The organism is Pseudomonas mediterranea CFBP 5447 (genome assembly GCF_000774145.1).
Lineage (GTDB): Bacteria > Pseudomonadota > Gammaproteobacteria > Pseudomonadales > Pseudomonadaceae > Aquipseudomonas > Aquipseudomonas mediterranea.
Genome location: NZ_KN322958.1, coordinates 33,788 through 53,193, shown reverse-complemented (window position 1 = coordinate 53,193; position 19,406 = coordinate 33,788). Strand labels below are relative to the sequence as shown.

The 19,406-nt window shown below is 60.4% G+C and carries 8 protein-coding genes and 1 pseudogene; 6 read left to right on the top strand and 3 right to left on the bottom strand.

What is annotated here, in order from left to right:
• The 3 genes from N005_RS00565 to pmrG form a co-directional block, all read right to left on the bottom strand.
• Positions 1-327, bottom strand: a 327-nt coding sequence (locus N005_RS00565; RefSeq protein ID WP_047698424.1) for a POTRA domain-containing protein, incomplete at its 3' end; no start/stop codon positions are given.
• A gap of 703 nt (positions 328-1,030) precedes the next feature.
• On the bottom strand, positions 1,031-1,879 hold the full coding sequence (locus N005_RS00560; protein WP_052126337.1) for a phosphatase PAP2 family protein: 849 nt from the start codon (positions 1,877-1,879) through the stop codon (positions 1,031-1,033).
• Between the two features lie 24 nt (positions 1,880-1,903).
• Positions 1,904-2,575, bottom strand: coding sequence for a lipopolysaccharide core heptose(II)-phosphate phosphatase PmrG (pmrG, locus tag N005_RS00555; protein ID WP_047698436.1), 672 nt, complete (start codon positions 2,573-2,575; stop codon positions 1,904-1,906).
• A 263-nt stretch (positions 2,576-2,838) separates the two neighbouring features.
• On the opposite strand from pmrG, the pseudogene N005_RS29885 reads away from it, so the two are divergent.
• From N005_RS29885 to N005_RS00530, 6 genes and pseudogenes are all read left to right on the top strand, one after another.
• Positions 2,839-3,852: pseudogene (locus N005_RS29885) on the top strand (methyl-accepting chemotaxis protein); the annotation flags it as partial.
• Positions 3,853-3,894: 42 nt separating this feature from the next.
• Positions 3,895-4,758: a methyl-accepting chemotaxis protein gene (locus N005_RS29880; protein WP_406822784.1), complete on the top strand. Its 864-nt coding sequence runs from the start codon at positions 3,895-3,897 to the stop codon at positions 4,756-4,758.
• A 182-nt stretch (positions 4,759-4,940) separates the two neighbouring features.
• A complete protein-coding gene (locus N005_RS00545; RefSeq protein WP_047698421.1) occupies positions 4,941-7,463 on the top strand; it encodes a Tc toxin subunit A in 2,523 nt (840 codons plus the stop codon).
• Positions 7,464-7,494: 31 nt separating this feature from the next.
• Positions 7,495-12,066: a Tc toxin subunit A-related protein gene (locus N005_RS00540; protein WP_047698420.1), complete on the top strand. Its 4,572-nt coding sequence runs from the start codon at positions 7,495-7,497 to the stop codon at positions 12,064-12,066.
• Complete coding sequence (locus N005_RS00535; RefSeq protein WP_047698419.1) at positions 12,059-16,546, top strand: SpvB/TcaC N-terminal domain-containing protein; 4,488 nt, start codon at positions 12,059-12,061, stop codon at positions 16,544-16,546. The genes N005_RS00540 and N005_RS00535 overlap by 8 nt, the downstream gene beginning before the upstream one ends.
• Entirely contained in the window at positions 16,543-19,377 is a 2,835-nt protein-coding gene (locus N005_RS00530; RefSeq protein ID WP_081993194.1) for an RHS repeat domain-containing protein, read from the top strand. Before N005_RS00535 ends, N005_RS00530 begins: the two co-directional genes overlap by 4 nt.
• Positions 19,378-19,406 lie beyond the last annotated feature (29 nt).

Sequence of the window (19,406 nt, the reverse complement as noted above, 5' to 3'; positions counted from 1 at the left end):
CTGGGGCACGCCCAGGCATTGGCCGATATAAGGCTTGAGCAGCCGCTCGCGTTCGCGGTCCGAGAGACTGTCGGCGCCCTTGAGTTCGATGCTCTTGATGGGGAAGCAACGGGTATCGGTCGGCGCAGTCGGCTGGGTCGGTTTCGCCTCCTGGCCGGGCAAGTCCTTGAGCTCTTCCAGACGGCGACGCTGCTCTTCGAGCAAACGGTTCTGGCGCTCGCGGATCAGGTCGGTTTCACCGGGAGTCGGGGCGGCGTGAGCCAGGGTAAGCGGAGACAGGCACAGCAAAGCCAGGCACAACCTCGCCCAATGGGCGGGTGAGAACATGTTCGATCCCTCGATACGGAAGTCACAGCACGCTCGCGAGCTGACCGAAGGTAGGCCTCCAGTGCTGTTTTCGAGGGAGCTAGGCGCTCCAGGCTGCCTCGAAAACCGCTCACGTTGCTGATGCGCAAAACCACGCGCACACAAGACCCTGCATATCGACTTCGGTTCAAGGGTGAGAGAATTTTCTGTTGAAAAAAGAGACGTATCTCACAAGATGCGTCGCAAACCTCGACTGTAGAGGAGCCTCGCAAAGAAGGGGCTGCTGCGCAGCCCAGCGGGAGCAAGCTCCCTCGCCACGGATTTGTCGGCCCGCCCCAGAGAGAGGTCAGCCACCACCGAGCCTGTGGGAGCTGAGCTTGCTCGCGATGGCAGTGGCACATTCAGCATCGTTGCAAGCTGATCCACCGCTATCGCGAGCAGGCTCGCTCCCACAGGGGATTGGCGCCAGACGCAAATACCGGATGCGCCCCGGACAATGTGGGAGCGAGCCTGCTCGCGATGACGGCAGATCAGTCAACATCAGTACGAGCAGTCTCGCTTCCACAGGGATTTTCGACAGGCCTGCACCAAGGAAAGGCCGCGGCGAGGGATCGCATAAACTTTTCTTCACCCTGCGCGCGGCTGTTATTCGGTAAAGTCCCCTCGCTCATTCAAGAAACTAAGGTTTAGCCCGCTCTCCCGCGGGCTTTTTTTTGTCTGCGATTCAGGCGGAGGGCTGTACGTCACCCAGCTCAGGCAGGCGTTGCGCGCCCTGCGATGAAGCCCTGGTCGATACAGGTTGCTCTAAGGCCGCTCGCCCATAGAAGGCCAACGCCATCAGCCAACAACTCAACCAGACGAAGATCCCCGCCCAAAAGGTGTGGGACATGTAGTGCCATCCCTGTAGGACTCGCGTTGTGCCATAGACAAACCCCAAGGCCAGCGCCCCGTACATCAGCGCTTTCGAGTGACGCCAGCGATAGCGGCGTGCGACGAAGTACAGCGCCAGCATGGTAAAGCCACCGGAGGCATGTCCGCCGGGCCAGCAGCGGCCGTCCCCGGCGACCTTCAGCAGGTTGAAGTTCTGATACCACTCCTTGTGTTCGATCTTGCCGGCGTACTGGGTGGTTTCCACCGGGCAGTACACGCTGGTATGGCCCTTGAGGTAATGAATGACACCGGTACTGAGGGAAAAAGCGAAGACGACATAGAGGAAATCACGGCGGTGCCTGTGGGCAAAACGCAGCGGCTTGCTCAGCCTGAGTTTGTCCAACAGGCGCAGCAGCCCTGGGCGCTTCTCCGGCCTGAATATCGGCCAGAAAAACGACAACAGCGCACCGACGATGGCCGCCTCGCCGGTCCAGTTGGGTATCACCCTGGCCCACTTATGGGTGATTTTTTCGAACAAATGCACATGCTCCAACGGGAACACCTGGTGCACGGGGTCGTAGAAGAAATCGCTGATGGCGATGTCGATGCGGGTCATGTCGAACAACAGGAACACCACTGCGGCACAGAGCAGGGGAATTCCGAGATTGAGCCCATAGAAACGGGCGCGAGCAGACGTCAGCATGGGCTGTCCTAATCGTGGGAAAAGTTACTGAAACGTCACCGAGCGCCAGTCAGACGCTTCGATAAAACCGAGCAACCGAGGCGCTTGTGGCTCGGCGGTGGAAACAAACAGCGACGCGCCATAGCCAAACGTCGAGGTCGGTCGCTTGAGCGAGGTTTCCAATGCCTGCATGCATTCGCTATGGGTCACCAGGATCAGGTTGTGCCCGGCCACCTTGTGGGCCAGGGCGTTGCGCAACAGATCACGCCGGCAGTTGATCAGCCAATCGTCGCCAGCGCTCACCTTGTTGAACATGTACCCCGCCGTCTGGGCCGTGCGCGTGGCCGGACTGTTGTAGATGTCGGTGTTGTCCAGGCCCAGTTGCTCGAACCGGGCGCCAAGACCTACCGCGACGGCACGGGCCCGGTCAGTGATGCCGGCAGGATCGTTGAGGCACGCGGCCTTGGAGTGATCGCAGCGCTCGACATGGCGTACCAGTACGATCATTTCACCCTTGGCCCAGCCTTCAGCCAATGTCCGGGCGCCGGCGACGTTGCCATGGGCCAGGTCCGGCACCGCCGCCGGGCTCAGTAACCAGAGGGTCAATGGAATCACCAGCAGCGCAGCGGCCAGGACGACTGCGGCGTTTTGGTAGCGGGCAAACCGGCTTGTCTCGATCGAGCGCGTCAAGCCGAAAAAACTCAGTCTCAGTTCCACATCAAGCCGCCCCGACGGCATCCACCCCAGTCATTCGATGGCGTGACAGTAGAGACGGCGGCGTAGGCAGGCAGTGAAAGGGATGTGAAAAAAAGCTTGATACACGCGCCTGAAGATTCGCTGATGTGCAGGATCCCGGGAAAAAAACTTTCAGATATCGAACCGGCGGCCGATACAGGCCTGTTCTCTATTTTGCTGGCTTAACAACAACAATCTTCCAGCCAACCGACGATCAAGCAGCACAACGTTCCTGGAGGAATTTGATGAATAGCTGGTTTGGCAACATTAGCGTCAACATGAAACTGGGCCTGGGCTTCGGCCTGGTGCTGCTCCTGACCTGCATCCTGGCCGTGACCGGTTGGAACAGCCTGGGCGGGCTGATCGACCGCAGCAACTGGATGAGCGACATTACCCAGCTCAACGCCGGGCTGACCAAGCTTCGGGTCACCCGCTTGCAATACATGCTGACCAACGGCGACGAGACGGCCGCACAGAATGTGCAGACCACCCTAGATGGTTTCGTGGCGCAACAGAACGCGCTGCTGAGCAGCTTCAAGAGCCCGGAAAACGTCAAGCTGCTCAAGGCGCAGAGCGCGACCATCGGCGCTTACCAGACGTCCCTGAACAAAATGCGCAGCGCCTACCGCACTGGCAACACCGCCCGCGACGCCATGGGCGCCAACGCCGAAACTGCCTACAAATTGATCGAAGCGATTGGCGCCGACGTGGCGCAAATGGCCGCTGGCGACGAGCGCTTCGAACAGTTCCAGGCGATCACCCAGGCTAAGCAGGCGTTCATGCTCGCCCGCTATGAAGTCCGTGGCTACACCGCCAACAGCAATGCCGATACGGAGCAGAAAGCCGTCGCCCAACTGGACGCCGCCATCGCTTCGCTCAAACCGCTGAACCTGCATTTCGCCAGCACTCGTCAAGATGAGCTGCGCCAGCTGGAAACCGCCCTGAGCCAATACCGCAGCGCCTTGCAGGCCTTCAAGTCGGCCACTGCCGATGCTGTGCAGGCGCGCAAGGAAATGACCGAGCAGGGCGCGACCATCGTCAACCAGAGCGAACAGCTGTATCAGATCCAGCTGGACCGCCGCGACGCCGAAAGTGCCCAGGCCCGTACACTGCAACTGATCAGTACCTTGCTCGCCCTGTTGGTGGGCATCATTGCCGCCGTGATCATCACGCGACAGATCACTCGGCCGCTGAGCGAAACCCTGACCGTGGTCGAACGCATTGCCAATGGCGATCTGTCCCACAACGTCATCGTCACCCGCCGCGATGAACTGGGTGTGCTGCAACAGGGCATTGCCCGCATGGGCGTGACACTGCGCGACCTTATCAGCGGCATCCGCGATGGCGTGACCCAGATCGCCAGCGCCGCCGAAGAGCTGTCCGCCGTCACCGAGCAGACCAGCGCCGGGGTCAACAACCAAAAAGTCGAGACCGATCAGGTCGCGACCGCCATGCACGAAATGACCGCCACCGTGCAGGAAGTGGCCCGCAACGCCGAAGAAGCCTCCCATGCAGCGGCCGCGGCGGACGGCGAAGCCCGTGCCGGCGATCAGGTGGTCAACGAAGCCATCGCCCAGATCGAACGCCTCGCCAGCGAAGTGGTACGTTCCACCGACGCCATGACCGTGCTGCAACAGGAAAGCGACAAGATCGGCAGCGTCATGGACGTGATCAAGGCCGTGGCCGAACAGACCAACCTGTTGGCCCTCAACGCAGCGATCGAAGCGGCGCGCGCAGGTGAAGCCGGTCGCGGTTTTGCGGTCGTCGCCGACGAAGTCCGTGGCCTGGCCCAACGCACGCAGAAGTCCACCGAGGAAATCGAAGGCCTGGTGGCCGGCCTGCAGAACGGCACCCAGCAAGTGGCGGCCGTGATGAACAACAGCCGCAGCCTCACCGACAGCAGCGTGGCCCTGACCCGCAAGGCTGGGGTATCACTGGAGAACATCACCCGCACGGTGTCGAACATCCAATCGATGAACCAGCAGATCGCCGCCGCAGCCGAACAGCAAAGCGCCGTAGCCGAGGAAATCAGCCGCAGCATCATCAACGTGCGCGACGTCTCCGAACAGACCGCCGCTGCCAGCGAAGAAACCGCCGCCTCCAGCGTTGAACTGGCGCGACTGGGCAATCAACTGCAGATGATGGTCAGCCACTTCCGGGTTTGATCATGAAAGAATGCCCGTTTCCGGTGGGAGACGGGCGTTCTGTGTGAGGAGGGTTCCCCTCACCTCACGCATTGCCCTTTCGTACACACCCTCCGCCCTCGTCCTACCGATTTCTTTTTACCGCTCCTGTACGGTTTTCCCCTGGATAAGCACCTTCAGTGCGAACAGGAGATGAACCACACATGGACGCAAGTAACGACTCGCTGTTGCACAGGCTCGTCGCCTTTCCCAACGGCGAGGACACGGTAAAAGCCAGCTTCAGAACAGCCATGGAGCGCATGGGGTTGAAGTCGGTCTTCGACATCGTGCGCATGGGCAAGGCGCCGTTCGCCCTTGAGTTCGCCAAGCACTGCGACGCGGATGCCGGACAGGCCTACGACCGCGCGGCAAGCTATGCCCAACAGATCGGCCGCCTATATCAGGAGCAGCAGATATCGTCCAGCGATGCCCCGCGTCGCGTTCGGCGTGGCCTTGGGGCGGAAGCGACGTCACATTCCGTCAGCTACCAGTCGCTGTTCAAGGAGAATTGGGATCAGTTCTGCAAGGACGGCGACATCGCAGCCATCGATTCACCCGTGGCTTACCTGCGGGCGCTGTATCTGTTTGCCGGGCAACTGGAAAACGCATCGTCATCACCCCACAAGATCTCTCTGGCGCAACGGCGCCCGGACCTCAAGGAGCTGATGCTCGATCAGCAGAGTGCCTTCGTCGCGCAGCCGATGCTTGGCATCGTCAATGACACCCTGCGCAGCGCCATCGAGACGCACCTTGCCAACTCCGGCAAGACCGTCCATCGGGTCCTGGCGAGCGAACACTATCCTTTCTCCCTGCCCTACAACCTGCATCATCACCAATGCCTGCTCGGGCTGGGCGCAGGCAAACCGACGCTGGGTGAATTGAACTACCGGATAAGCCTGAGAGTGCCATTTTCACCCGGCGACTCCGCTTATGGTCGCGTTTCGCAATCCCGTGTCGAGGCACAAAAACTGCTGTCAGGGCTCAGTCCCGAGCAACAGAAGCTGCTGCTCGCTCCGGCCAGTTCGGATGGTGAGCTCAGCGTCCTGAAAAAAAATTATGGTACTGAAGAGGTCGCTCGCCTGCATGAACTCAAGTTCTTCAAGGAACGCACCGGATTGACCACCGAACAGGTCGAGCAGTTGCTGGCGCAAGGCAGTCACCGCCCACGCAGCTCGAACAACAGCCCATCTTCCACTCTTTCCAATTATGGGGCCGGTTATATCAACGGCCCCGAGACGACACCGGCCTTGGCGATTGTCCAGCCTGCAAATACCCTTGGCGGTACGTCCCGTGAACGTTTCGCCCGCATGCAGCGAATGATCCGGCTGCACCGTTGGACCGGTATTCCAGTGACAGAACTGGACACGCTGCTCGTCAACGCCTTGCGTTCGGAAGACAACGACACGATGACACTCAATGCCAATACCCTGCGCACGCTGGGCGTCTATCGCTATCTGAACCGGCGCCATGGCATCGCCCCGGAAGAGTTCGCTTCGCTGCTGTACGAACTGCCAATTTCCGCTTGCGGTCAGCAAGTTCCATTGTACGACCGGGTGTTCAATCGAACCCAATTGCTCGACCAACCTCAGACAAAACACCTGGACCTAACGGACCCCAAGACGTTCAGCTACCTCGGCGCCGGCCTTGGGCTGGCCATTACCGAGGATTCGCTGCTGTTGCTGGCAAGGCAGATCAAGAAGCATGGCTATTCGTTAGGATACAATCTGCCCACTGTCTCTTCGCTCTATCGCCAGGCCCGCATCGCGCGGATGTTCGGCTTATCCCCCCTTGAGTGCACGATGCTGGCCCGGGTAATGGGCACAAAGCGCTTCTGCGAAACCTTGGTGACCGGGGAACTGAACGCCACGCCGTTGACGTCCCCCGACATTCTCGACGGTCTGATGGATCTGGACTGGGCTGTCGACTGGCTCAAGCAGAACAACCGTGACGTGATGCAGTGGTGCCGCCTCTTCGACACAGCCGAAGATGACCTGCCGCTGAATCAACACCTGGAAAAGCGCCTGGCGGTCCTGCTGGCGGAGGCTGCCAAACCTGGTGATCAGCAGCGCTTGGTGGAAATGCTGCTGCACGACCTCGTTGACTTGTCCGCCGAATACGTCCCTTGCGCGCTGCAAATGGCCGGCACCACTGCTGCGTCGATTGTCGATGCCATCAAGGCGTCGCCGGGAAAAATGCCCCCGTCCCTGGCCTCGCTGTTGCGCGCAGCTCAAGCATGCCAGGAACTGCACTTGAGCAGCGACACACTCCAACGATTGATCAGCACCCCGACGTGGCTGGCTTCAGACAACCAGGGAACGCTGACGCCTCACACGCTGTACCTGCTCGAACGCTTCAGTCATTGCGCTCGCCATCTATCGCAGTCGGAAGCACCGCTGCTGCATTACCTGCAGCTTGCCAACCAGCAGGATCCGGAAGCAGACGCCGACCGCCTGTTGGCCAACCTGCTGAATTGGGACAGTACCGAAGTGAGCCGCCTGACCACACAACTGCCAGAGCGCCGCGCCAGGTCAATGGAAACTGTGGACTGGGTCATGCGCTGCCAGGCCTGCTGCCAGCAGACCGGGCTGTCGGCAAGCCTCCTGCTCAAGGCCGCCGCACTGAACGCCGACAGCGAAACCGCGGACTGGCGCACCGTCGGCGAGGCGCTGATCGCAGCCTGTCACTGACCCGCCCTTCTTCAACATTCAAGGATTGAATATGACCGTTGCGATTAAAAAGCAGCTGGACGAAAGCCTGCGCGATGCGTTGCTGGCGCTGTACCTGAACAAGATCGCGCCCAACGACTCCATGATCCAGAACCTGAAGCTCAGGACCGCCGAGGACCTCTACGAATACTGGTTGCTTGATGTGCTGGTCAGTCAGGACGTGCCCACCACCCCCGTAGCGTGTGCCATTGCCAGCCTGCAGCAGTACATCAACCGCATCCTGATGAACCTGGAGCCCGGCTACCAACCGACCAGTATCAGCGCCGAGCTCAGGCAGACATGGCGCGATGAAATGCATCAGTACCCTATCTGGGCCACTCATCAGAAGCTGCTTTACTTCCCTGCGACTTATCTCGACCCCGCCCTGAGAGCCAATAAAAGCGCCAATTTCGAGCAATTGGAAAATGCCCTCAGTCAGAACCAGATTCAACCCGGCACCGTTCAATCGGCGATCATGGCCTACCTGGTGCGATTCGAAGAAGTCGCCAACCTGAATATCCTCAACGGCTACATCGATGGCGAGGATTTCGCCAACAGCACCTACTATTTCATTGCCAAGTCCCGCACCGAAAACAGCTACTTCTGGCGTTCGCTGGACATGGCCCAGCGCCCGTTCGATGGCACGCCGCCACAACCACCGGCCACCGCGCCCAAACGAGACCAGCCGGATCCATACGCCTGGTCGGACTGGGAAAAAGCCGATGTGCCCATTCCTGAGCATGCGGCCGAACACTCGGTGCGGCCGGTCTGGTTCAACAATCGCCTGTTCGTGACCTGGGCAGAATGCATCCATCAGGATCCCTCGGCCTCAAGCCACGCCCCTTTGGATGTCAGCACCCCTCCAGCGGGCCAAAGTCACCCGCTCTTGCGCTTGAGCTACTGCTTCAAGAAACAGGACGGCAGTTGGAGCACGCCGCGGGTGGGGTTGCAAGGTTATTGCGAGAACAAGACGCTTGGCGGAAAGGACGTCGGAGCGATCAAGGCATTGATCAGCACAGTGGCCGTGCATCAGCGCGACGCACTGTTTCTCGCCTTGTGTGTGTATGAGCCCAAGACAGACTCGGCCATCAGGACTGGCAACCACCTGGCTTTCATCAAGACGACTTGCATCGATAAGAACCTCACCCCTGCGCCGGGTAGCTCAGACACCCGTGCCCCCGGAAAAACATTCCTGGACGCTGCCGCACAGCGTATCCAATCAATACCTTCCACAGATGTCGAGCTTATAGAAACCGGCCTCCCCAGCGACATGGCGCCTACCATGTCGGATTTCGAAGGCGCCTATCGCGATAGGATCCGCATCACCGACGTCAAGAACGGGCCCACGTTCACACTGCGCATGACTGCAACCATCAACCTTACCGGCCTGGGAGCCGGGGGCAATGGTTTTATATCGCGCAATTCAATGCGGCTAAGAATATCTAACGCCCCCAGTAAATCTCCTCACGTGAACAGCTTTTTGGTATTTCCTGCCCAGAGCCTGCCGCAAACCCCTTACATGAAGCTTCATGGAGGGTCATCCCTTCGTTTCCAAAAAGCCCCGTTCAATTTCGACAAAAGCGTCAACGTTTTCTTCACAGACACGGCCGATGCGCTTCGAGACATTGAACACTCGCCCGGTATCAAGCTATCCCTGGATACCAGTCTTGAAGGGAAATTCATTTCCACAGAAGCCGTTAGACACCTGATCAAGGTGGGTCGGCAAACCAACGACAGCTCTCATAACTCGGGAACAGAAAAAATAACTCTGAAAGCTGAGGGTTCCGAGTCGCTTGAAGTCAATGGGGTCACCGTTTTCCGTGACGAACCGTTAGACAAGCAATATGTCGTCTTCCGGCAACCGCCCGTGTCAGGAAGCCAGCCGCTGACCTACGAAGACCTGATCGTCATGGCAGAGTCCGTCCCCTCGGAACATCTGGCGGAGTCCTTTGAGTTCACGTGGCCTTGTCCTGATCTCGGCAACGACGACGCCACCTTCTTTTTGGGTGTGGCATTCGTCCATCCCGTCGAACCGGCAACGAAGATCTATTCCGTTCTCAAGGCTTTCAGGCTGAAACGCCCTGAGAGGCGCCGGCAACCTCCGACCATTACCCACGTCACGACACCCGGCCTGGGAACCACCCAGTACATCGACTTCGCCCACTCCGCGATCAAGAACAGCGACGCCAAAAACCAACCGCGCCCACCGATCCGCTTGAACACCGTATTCGCCGCCGAACTGATCCGTCGCAGCGAGAACAGCCTGGATGAACTGTTCGACGGAGCCACACAACACCTGCCGGAACCCCCGATACCCGGCGACTCGGTCAACGTAATGGATTTTCATGGTGCCTATGGCCGTTACTTCACCGAACTGTTCCTCCATGTGCCATGGCTGATCGCCCATCGCTTGAATGTCGAGCATCAGTACGAGGAAGCCGAACGCTGGCTGCGCTACACCTTCGATCCGGGTCGCAGCAGGGAGGAATGCTGGAGGAGCGCGCCCCTGGTCGATAACAGCGTGCCGTCATACGCCAATCGGGCGCCCCATGATCCGCACCAGATTGCCCTCAGTCATCCCGTGCACTTCTGCAAAGCGCTGTACTTCCTGTACCTGGACATCCTGATCAACCGAGGCGACGCCGCGTACCGCACAATGACGCCTGACGGCCTCAGCGAGGCAAAGCTCTGGTACGTACGGGTGCTCGACCTGCTGGGCCCGCGTCCGGTCGTTCGACTGGCCGCCCCCTGGACGGCCGTCAGTCTGCAGACGTTGGCCGATACCCCCGATGACGGTCTGCGTACCTTTGAATACTCAGTGACCCGCCTGACCGATAATCGTGCACTGTTCATCCGCGAAGGCAGCTCGCGATCAACCCTCCCGGCTATCGACAGTCCGCATCTGCATTTACCGTTCAATCCGCAACTGCTCGAGTGCTGGGACCTGGCCGAAAGCCGCCTGTACAACTTGCGGCACAACCTCGATATCACCGGCAAGCCGCTGCATTTACCGGTCTTTGCCGCCCCTCTGGACTCGCGCGCGTTGATCGGCGCCAGCAGCCTGAACATTACGGACAACGCAGCCCCAAGCCTGCCGAGCGCCAACATCCCGCACTATCGCTTCACCGCCATGCACAACCAGGCCCAGGCGGCGGCGGAAAGTCTCAGCCAGTTCGGCGCCGTCCTGCTATCGCTGATCGAACGCAAAGAACAGGCCCAGTTGCAGGAACGCCAGCAACAGCAGGCCTGGGACCTGGCGAAACTGTCTGTCGACCTGCAACGCCAGGCGCAGAATATCGACCGGCATAACCGCCAGGCGCTGCTGGCCAGTCGGGCGATCGTCCAGGGCCGGCTCCGCCACTATCAACAACTGCTGGAGAACGGCCTCAGTGAAATCGAGACCGAGGCCGGTAAGTTGTATTTGAGCAGCGGCTCCTCGGAATTCGATGCCTCGAAATCACAGGTTGTGGCGGGCGGACTGATGCTGGCGCCGAACATTTTTGGTTTCAGCGTCGGCGGTAGTCGTTGGGAAGGTGCGCTGCACGCGGCCACTGCCATCGCCCAAGGCAACGCTATCCAAAATCGCACCGCCGCCCAGAACCTCGACCGCACGGCACAATTCACCCGTCGCCGGGAGGACTGGGCCCTGGCCAGCGATCAGGCGCGGCTCGAGCTGGCCCAGATTGACGCCCAACTGGCCTCTTCCGCCGAACAGGAAACCGCCACGCGCTTGCAACTGCGCCTGTCTGAATCGAGTCTGAGCCAAGCCAAGGCCAACTACGATTTCCTCAGCAAACGCTTCAGCAAGACGCAGCTCTACCAATGGCTGAACAGCCAGTTCGCCACATTCTACCGTCAAGCCTACGACGCAACATCGGCGCTGTGCCTGGCGGCTGAAGCGTGCTGGCAATATGAGCTAGCGGATTTCAACACACGCTTCGTCCAACCCGGGGCCTGGAATACCACCTATCGGGGGCTTGGCGCGGGCGAGCAGTTGAAGCTGAGCCTGTTGAACATGCAGGCTCACTACCTGCGACGTCACGCGCGAGAGCTGGAAATCCGCAAAACGGTGTCGTTGCGACAACTGAAGGAGCAGGCTCCGAACAGTCCTATCAACCAGGATTGGGCGCAAGTTCATGCGGCCTTGAAGAAAGGCCAGTGCGAATTCGAATTGACCCGGGAATTGTTCGAAGACGACTACAAGGACCAGCAACATTACCTGCGACGCATCAAGACCATCAGCGTCTCCCTGCCGGCGGTTGTCGGCCCTTATGAAAACATCCGAGCCACGCTGACTCAAACCGCAAGCAGCGTGTCCATGTCCCCTGGCAAGCATGCAGACATCATGGAGAGCCGACGCGCCAACCAACAGATCGCCCTTTCGACGGGTGTCGATGACAACGGTCTGTTCACCTTGAATTTCAACGATGAACGCTACCTGCCCTTTGAATACACCGGCGCAGTTTCCAAATGGCAGTTGACGTTTCCAAACCCCGAAAAACAAAAGAATCTGCTTGAGTCGCTGACCGACGTCATCGTGCATGTGAGCTACACGGCGCGGGTAGGAGGAGGTGCCCATGAGTGAACAGAACGCTCTGCCGGTATCCACACCATCACTGCCCAAGGGCGGCGGTGCCATCCAGAGCATCGGCAAGGGTGTGGGCGCTGTCGGCGTCCATGGCAGGGCGACCTACGAGATTGCCCTGCCGATTTCGCCGGGCCGAGGCTTTGCCCCGCCGTTGTCCCTGAGCTACGCCAGTTCGGCCGGTAACGGTGTGTTCGGCATCGGCTGGGCACTGTCATTGCCCAGCGTCGCGCGAAGCACCCGCCATGGCGTCCCGGCCTACACCGAGGACGACGAGATCATCGGCCCCGGGGCTGTGGAATGGTTGCCCGAACGAGATGCCGAGGGAGTCGTCCGCGCGACGCACATCCACCGCTACAACCATCTGGAGCTGGGCAAGCGTTACGCGGTAAGCCGCCACTTCCCGAGAATCGAAAGCCGCTTCGACCGGATCGAACATTGGTCGTCGGTGGGTGACAAAGCCGGCTTCTGGCTCGTACACGGCGCCGATGGCAGCCTGCATGTCTTCGGAAAAACTCTCCCGGCGCGTCGAGTCGATCCACGGGATGCGGACCGTGTCGGCGAATGGCTGCTGGAAGAAAGCCTGAACGCCCACGGCGAGCACATCCTTTACCACTACAAAACCGATACCAACGCCCAGCGTTACCTGAGTCGAGTGAGCTACGGCAACGTCCAGGCCGATGCAGACCTTTACCTATGGCACCCCAGCCGGCTGGAGGCTGTGCAATGGCACTTCGAACTGGTGTTCGACTATGGCGAGCGAAGCACCGGGTACGAACACATGCCGCGCTATGAAGGCGGGCAATGGCTGGCCCGTGGCGACGGATTTTCCAGCTTTGCCTACGGCTTCGAACTCCGCACCGAACGCCTATGTCGCCAGGTGCTGATGTTTCACCGTTTTACGGATGAATGGGGCCCGGATCCGGTACTGGTGCGCCGCTTGCTGCTCGACTACCGCCAGACGCCCCTGGGTTATCACCAGTTGACCAGTGCCCATGACCAGGGATTCGGCGAGTCGCAAACCGCTGATAACCATCCGCCGGTTGAGTTCAGCTACAGCGCGTTCACCCTCCCGCAGGATCCCTCTGCCTGGCAGCAGTGGCAAAACATGCCGGGGCTCGACGAAGCCCCGGCTTATCAATGGGTGGATCTGTACGGTGAAGGCGTCCCCGGCCTGCTCTATCGGGACGAGGCCTGCTGGTACTACCGCGAGCCCATGCGAGCCAAGACTGACAGCGATGACATCACCTACGGCCAATGGCGAGCGTTGCCGCGACTGCCCATGACTGACCCGGCCAAACCCGTGCAGCAATCACTCATGGACCTTACGGGCGATGGTCGACTGGACTGGGTCGTCGCCCAACCCGGGGTGAGCGGTTTCTTCTCCCTGGGACCGGATCGGAACTGGACGGATTTCGCCACGTTGAAGGCATTCCCTCCCGAGTTTTTCAACCCGCAAGGGCAACTGGCCGACTTGATGGGGGCAAGCCTCTGCGACCTGGCGTTGATCGGCCCTCGTAGCGTGCGACTGTACGCCAACCGGCGGGAGAACGGTTTTGCCACCGCCCGTGAAGTGGCCCGCGACGTCGAAGACGACGCCCTCCCGATCATCAGCGCGTCCCCCTGCGAGTTGGTGGCGTTCAGCGATGTCCTGGGCAGCGGTCAGCAGCACTTGGTGCGCATCCGCCACAACGAAGTGAAATGCTGGCCAAACCTGGGCCGTGGACGCTTCGGCCAAGGCATCGTGCTGGGTTCGCCGGACCTGCCGTACGACCGTTTCGATGCCTCGCGGATCCGTCTGGCGGACCTCGACGGCTCCGGCGCCACCGACCTGATCTATCTGCAAGCACACCAGGCACTGATCTTCATGAACCGTGGCGGAAACGGCTTTTGCCCGCCCATCGCCCTGCCCTGGCCCGGAGACATGCGCTACGACCACTTATGTCAGGTCAGCATCGCCGACCTGCAAGGACTCGGCTGCGCCAGCCTGATCCTGAGCACTCCACACAGTGGGCCTCAACACTGGCGTTACGATTTCGTCAGCGCAAAACCCTATCTGCTCACGGGCACGAACAACAACACTGGCGCAGCCAACCGCATCCGCTACCGCAGCTCGGCGCAGGAATGGCTGGATGAAAAAGCCGAAAGAATCGAAGCCGGCCTGCCCCTCACTTGTCATGTGCCTCACGTTTTGCACTTGGTCTCGAACCACACTCAGGTGGACGAAATAACCGGCAATCGATTGTTCCGCCAATATGTTTATCGCCAGGGCTACTACGACAGCCAGGAACGGGAGTTCCGTGGCTTCGGCCTGTTGCTGCAAACCGACCATGAAACCCCTCGCGACGGCACAGACTCGCAAGGCTTCACTGCGCCCTGCCTGAAAATGAGTTGGTTCCACACCGGGCAAACCCCGGACCTGCCCCGGACCTCGTATAGCCAGGCAGACCCGTTGGCCGTCGCGCTGGGCCGCACAGTGCTCTGCGAACATCAGCCGGACACCGGCAGCGACACTCTCGTGGACTCGCCCACCGCTGCAACCGTTGTGGAGATGTCCCGGGCCCTGGGTGGCCGACTGGTGCGGAGCGAGGTCTTCGGCATCGATGCGCACCTGAACCGCACGACGTTGTATTCGGTGGAGGAGAACCGCTACGGGGTACGGTTGCTCCATGCGCCCGAGGGCAAACGGCGCCACGCGCGAATGCTGCCGCTGTTGCTGGAGAGCATCCGTTACCAGTACGAAGGCCAGACCGACGACCCGCAATGCCAGCACACCATCAACCTGCAGTACGACGCTTACGGCGGATTGACCCACAGCCTGGACGTCCATTACGCCCGACGTAAAACCGCCGGCGATCCTCCGCCGTTCAGCGACCCCGATCAGCAGCGATGGTGGCGCGATGCGCATGATCCGGCGCAACAGTTTCATCACCTGACCGAGACCCGCGCCGAATACATCCACCTGACGGCTCCCCAGGCCTGGCGCCTCGGTCTGCCTTATCGCCGACGCAGCCATGCCTTGAGGAAGGCAAAGGCTCCCGCGGCCGATGGAATGAGCACACGGGACATGACCTATGAAAAGCTCAGCGAACTCATACGGGAACCGAACTGGATGTCCGGGAGTGTCCTGACCGGCCTGTCTATCCAACGCTACCGACACGCCACCAACGCAGAGGCCCTGCCAGACGGCACCGCTCATTTCGAGGCGCTGAGCGATCACCTGGAAACCGCCGAGCTGGACGAGATCGCTCTGCGCGCCTTCCATCTGTTGCCGCAGGCCCAGCGCCCCAAAGGAAAGCTGCTGGAAAGAAGCGGTTACCAGCGCATGGAGCTGTTTCTACCCGGAACCCCGCCAGACAAAAATATCTGGTCAATCAAAAGCAACTTTGCGACCTACGCGCCACTGGAGGGCTTCCACAAGGTCCAGACCTTCCAGGCGAGCAAAAGCCACGGCGTGACCGAGTACAGCTACGACCGCTATCACTGCTTCATCACGGCACTCAAGCTGCCTGACGGCTGTGTCACCCGGACGCAATACGACTACCGCTCACTTCTGCCGTGGCGTATGACTGATCCCAACGGCAACACCCAGGAAAGTCTCGCCAATGCCTTTGGCCAAGTGTTGGCCAGCACGTTCTATGGCAGCGAGAACAACAGCGCCGCAGGTTTCAAACCGCTCGCGCAGTTTCAACGGCCGCGCTTCAGCGACCCGACGCGGGCGATCGAACACAGCAGAGAAGCCTTGCAGGACGCGGCCACCGCACTCTACTACGCGCCCTTCAGTTGGATGGGGCAGGTCTCCAGCGCTGCGTTGGCGGACACGGACTGGCTGGCGCGCTGCGTGTTGAACGGTGACCTGCTGCCCAGCGGGCACATCTGTGCATCAGCCCGGGCGCGACTGGCGGAACTACCGGCTCCTGTTGCCGACGACCTGAAGCTGAAAAACGAAATAGCAGCCTCGGTGTGTGAACCGGTGCATGTCGCCGTCCTGGTGGCCGACCGTTATCCCGGCGACCCGCAGCAACAGATCCGCGTCAGCCTGACTTGCTTCGACGGCTTCGAGCGCACCCTGCAAAGCAAGCAACAGGTCGAGGCAGGCATGGCCTACGTCGTCGACACCCAAGGTGCGTTGACACTCAGTGGCGAAAGACCACTGGAACAGACCGCCGCGAGGCGCTGGCGCATCAGCGAGCGGGTGGAATACAACAACCTGGGTTTGCCGATCCGCCTCTACCGACCCTACTTCGCCGACGGGCATCGCTATATCAACGACGTGTCCCTGCGTCAGTTCGGTCATTGCGACCAACAGTTCTACGATCCGCTGGGCCGGCCCTCCCACATGCGACTTGCCAGCCGTGGGGGTGTCGCCCTCCTGCGCCGACATACTCGCCACCCCTGGTACACCTTCGACGAAGACGAGAACGACACCCTGGAAGAGATCACGGCCGAACAGGACCCGACCACCGGAGATGTGGCATGAACCCGCGCCTGCACCGAAAAACACCGACGATCAATGCCGTCGACAACCGAGGGCTGCCCGTGCGACAGGTCGCCTACTGCCGGCGTCATACAGACGAACTCGCCCAGGCGCGCATCACCCGCCAGGCCTTCGACGTCGCCGGACGCCTGGTTGCACAATGGGATCCGCGCTTTTCCAGCGATGCACCGCAAGCCAACCTGACCACCGTCTACAGCCTTTCCGGCAAGCCCCTGCGGGTAGACAGCGTCGATGCTGGCTGGCGCCTGAACCTGCCGGGTGATGCCGGCCAGATCCTGCGTTGCTGGGACCAGCGTGGGCACCGCTGGCGCACCCTCTATGACGATCAGCTCAGGCCAACCGAGATTCATGAACAAGGGCCGCAGGAAGGACAGCGCAGGCTCGAGTGCCTGCGCTACGGCGACAGTTCTCCAGCCGCAGCGGCACACAATCTCTGTGGTGCCCTGACCCGCCACGACGACGGCGCGGGCAGCCTGTTCATCAGCGACTACGGGCTATGCGGCAAACCGCTAGGCCAGGTCAGGCGCTTCCTGGTGGATGATGCTTCCTCTCATTGGCCAGCCGATGAGAGGGACCGTGATGGACTGCTGGAGCCCGGAAATGGCTACGCGACGAACTGGCGCTACGACGCACTGGCCGCCCTCATCCAGCAGTCGGATGCGACCGGGCACCAACAGCGCTACGCATTTGATATCGCCGGCCAACTGAAGTCCGTGAGCCTGCAGATAAAAGGCACCGGGCCTGAGAAGACGCTCATGAGTGATCTGGTCTACAACGCCTCCGGCCAGGTCGAATCCCAGACGGCCGGCAATGGCGTCATCAGCCGTGCCGTGTACGACCCGGCCAATGGCCGACTGATCTCGCTCACTGCCTCAGTGTCCGGCAGCACCTTGCAGGACCTGCGCTACCGCTACGACGCCGTGGGTAACCTGACGCAAATGGAGGACAAGGCCCAACCCGTGCAATTCGGCAGCAACCAGCGGGTCGACGCCATCAGTACGTTCAACTACGACAGTCTCTACCAATTGATCACCGCGACCGGCCGTGAAGCAGCGGGGCAGACCGGCAATCCCAGCCTTCCTGCATTCGGCCGAGTGCCATTCGATGCCCGGCAACTGTTCAAGTTTACCGAGCACTACGAGTACGACGCCGGCGGCAACCTGATCGAACTGCGCCATGTCCGCGACCGCAACCACTACACACGGCGCTACAACCTGTCCGCCACGAGCAATCGTCTCCTGTCCTGGAACACTGGCGACTCAGCTCCTGCCGTGGCCGTTGCTTTCGATGACAACGGCAACCAGCAAGGGCTCGGTCCGGGCCAGGAGTTAGAGTGGAATTCCCGCAATCAACTCGCCAAGGTAACGTGGGTCCGCCGTGAAGACGGACCCGACGATAGCGAACGTTATTGCTACGACAGCAATGGGCTAAGGGTACGCAAGATACAAACCACCCGTGCCGCGACGGTGACGCACACTCGGGACGTCCGCTACCTGCCCGGCCTGGAAGTGCATAGCCGTCACAACGAGCGCCTGGAGGTCATCACCGTGCAAGCCGGCCGTTGCAGCGTGCGCTATCTGCACTGGACCGAAGGACGCCCGGCCGGTATTGCGGCCAACCCGTTTCGCTACAGCCTCGACGACCACCTGGGGTCCAGCACCGTGGAACTCGACGACGAGGGCCGGCTGATCAGCCAGGAAAACTATTTGCCATACGGTGGAACCGCGTGGGCGGCTTCCCGCTCAGCCGTGGAAGCCGATTACCGGACCCTTCGCTACTCCGGCAAGGAGCGCGACGCCAGCGGCCTGTACTATTACGGACAGCGTTACTACGCACCCTGGCTGCAACGCTGGATAAGTCCCGACCCGGCCGGGGCGATCGACGGGCTGAACCTGTATTGCATGGTGGGCAACAACCCATTGCGCTACACCGATCCGAATGGCCACGACAAAGAAGACGTCAACCTCAAGCAGGAGATAGCGGTTTACCCTAATATCCTGTCTGCGATAAACAACCGGGTCAGCACCTTGAACTACCAGCTGTACAACAGCATGAGAACGAAAGACATCACCAAGCGCGTTTTCCAGGCCTACGGCTACAACGCCTTCAAGAACCTGGCCTCGCTGGGTGCCGGCGCCCTGGCTGCGCCAGCCGGGTTGGTCGGCTCATGGGCAGCCATGAGCGGCATTGCGGTGGGAATCGATACCCTGGCCGGCAAAGTAGATGCAACACGGCACCTGCCCGCTTCGGTTTATCCACAAGTCAGCCGACTGGACCCCGAGGAGATCGAGCACGAGGGCAGGACGGCCTTCTACGACCTGAATGCAAAGTCCCGCAAAGCCATAAAGGACCTGGACCCGCGCAATACGACCGGACAAAAGAAACTGTCATTGATGATGACCAGTTTCATCCTGACCAAGGTACTTCGGATTCCCGGCGCATGGATCGCCAACTTCGAAGCATCCACCCAGGCAACCAAGACTTCCAACGGTATACCGGGACAAAAGATCCAGCGCTTGGACAATGCACTGCTTGAACTCGATAAGCATCTGGAACATGACGCCAAGGCCATCGATGCAGCATTCGATACGCTTGGGGTGGAGGAGTTTTATACCCATGGCGCGAAGGGATTGCTGGATCGAACCCTGGACCGGATGAGCAATACGACGGGCACCGCCAGCGCTCGAACAGTGCGCCGTACCGAAATACAGCAGCAGATCCGCGTCACTCGGGCAAACATACAACACGGACGGGAACTGCTGTTCAGACTCAACCAATACAACCAATCACGGGGCCGATATGCGATTGTCTAGCGTGCGGGAGGCAAACCCTGGGTCAATCA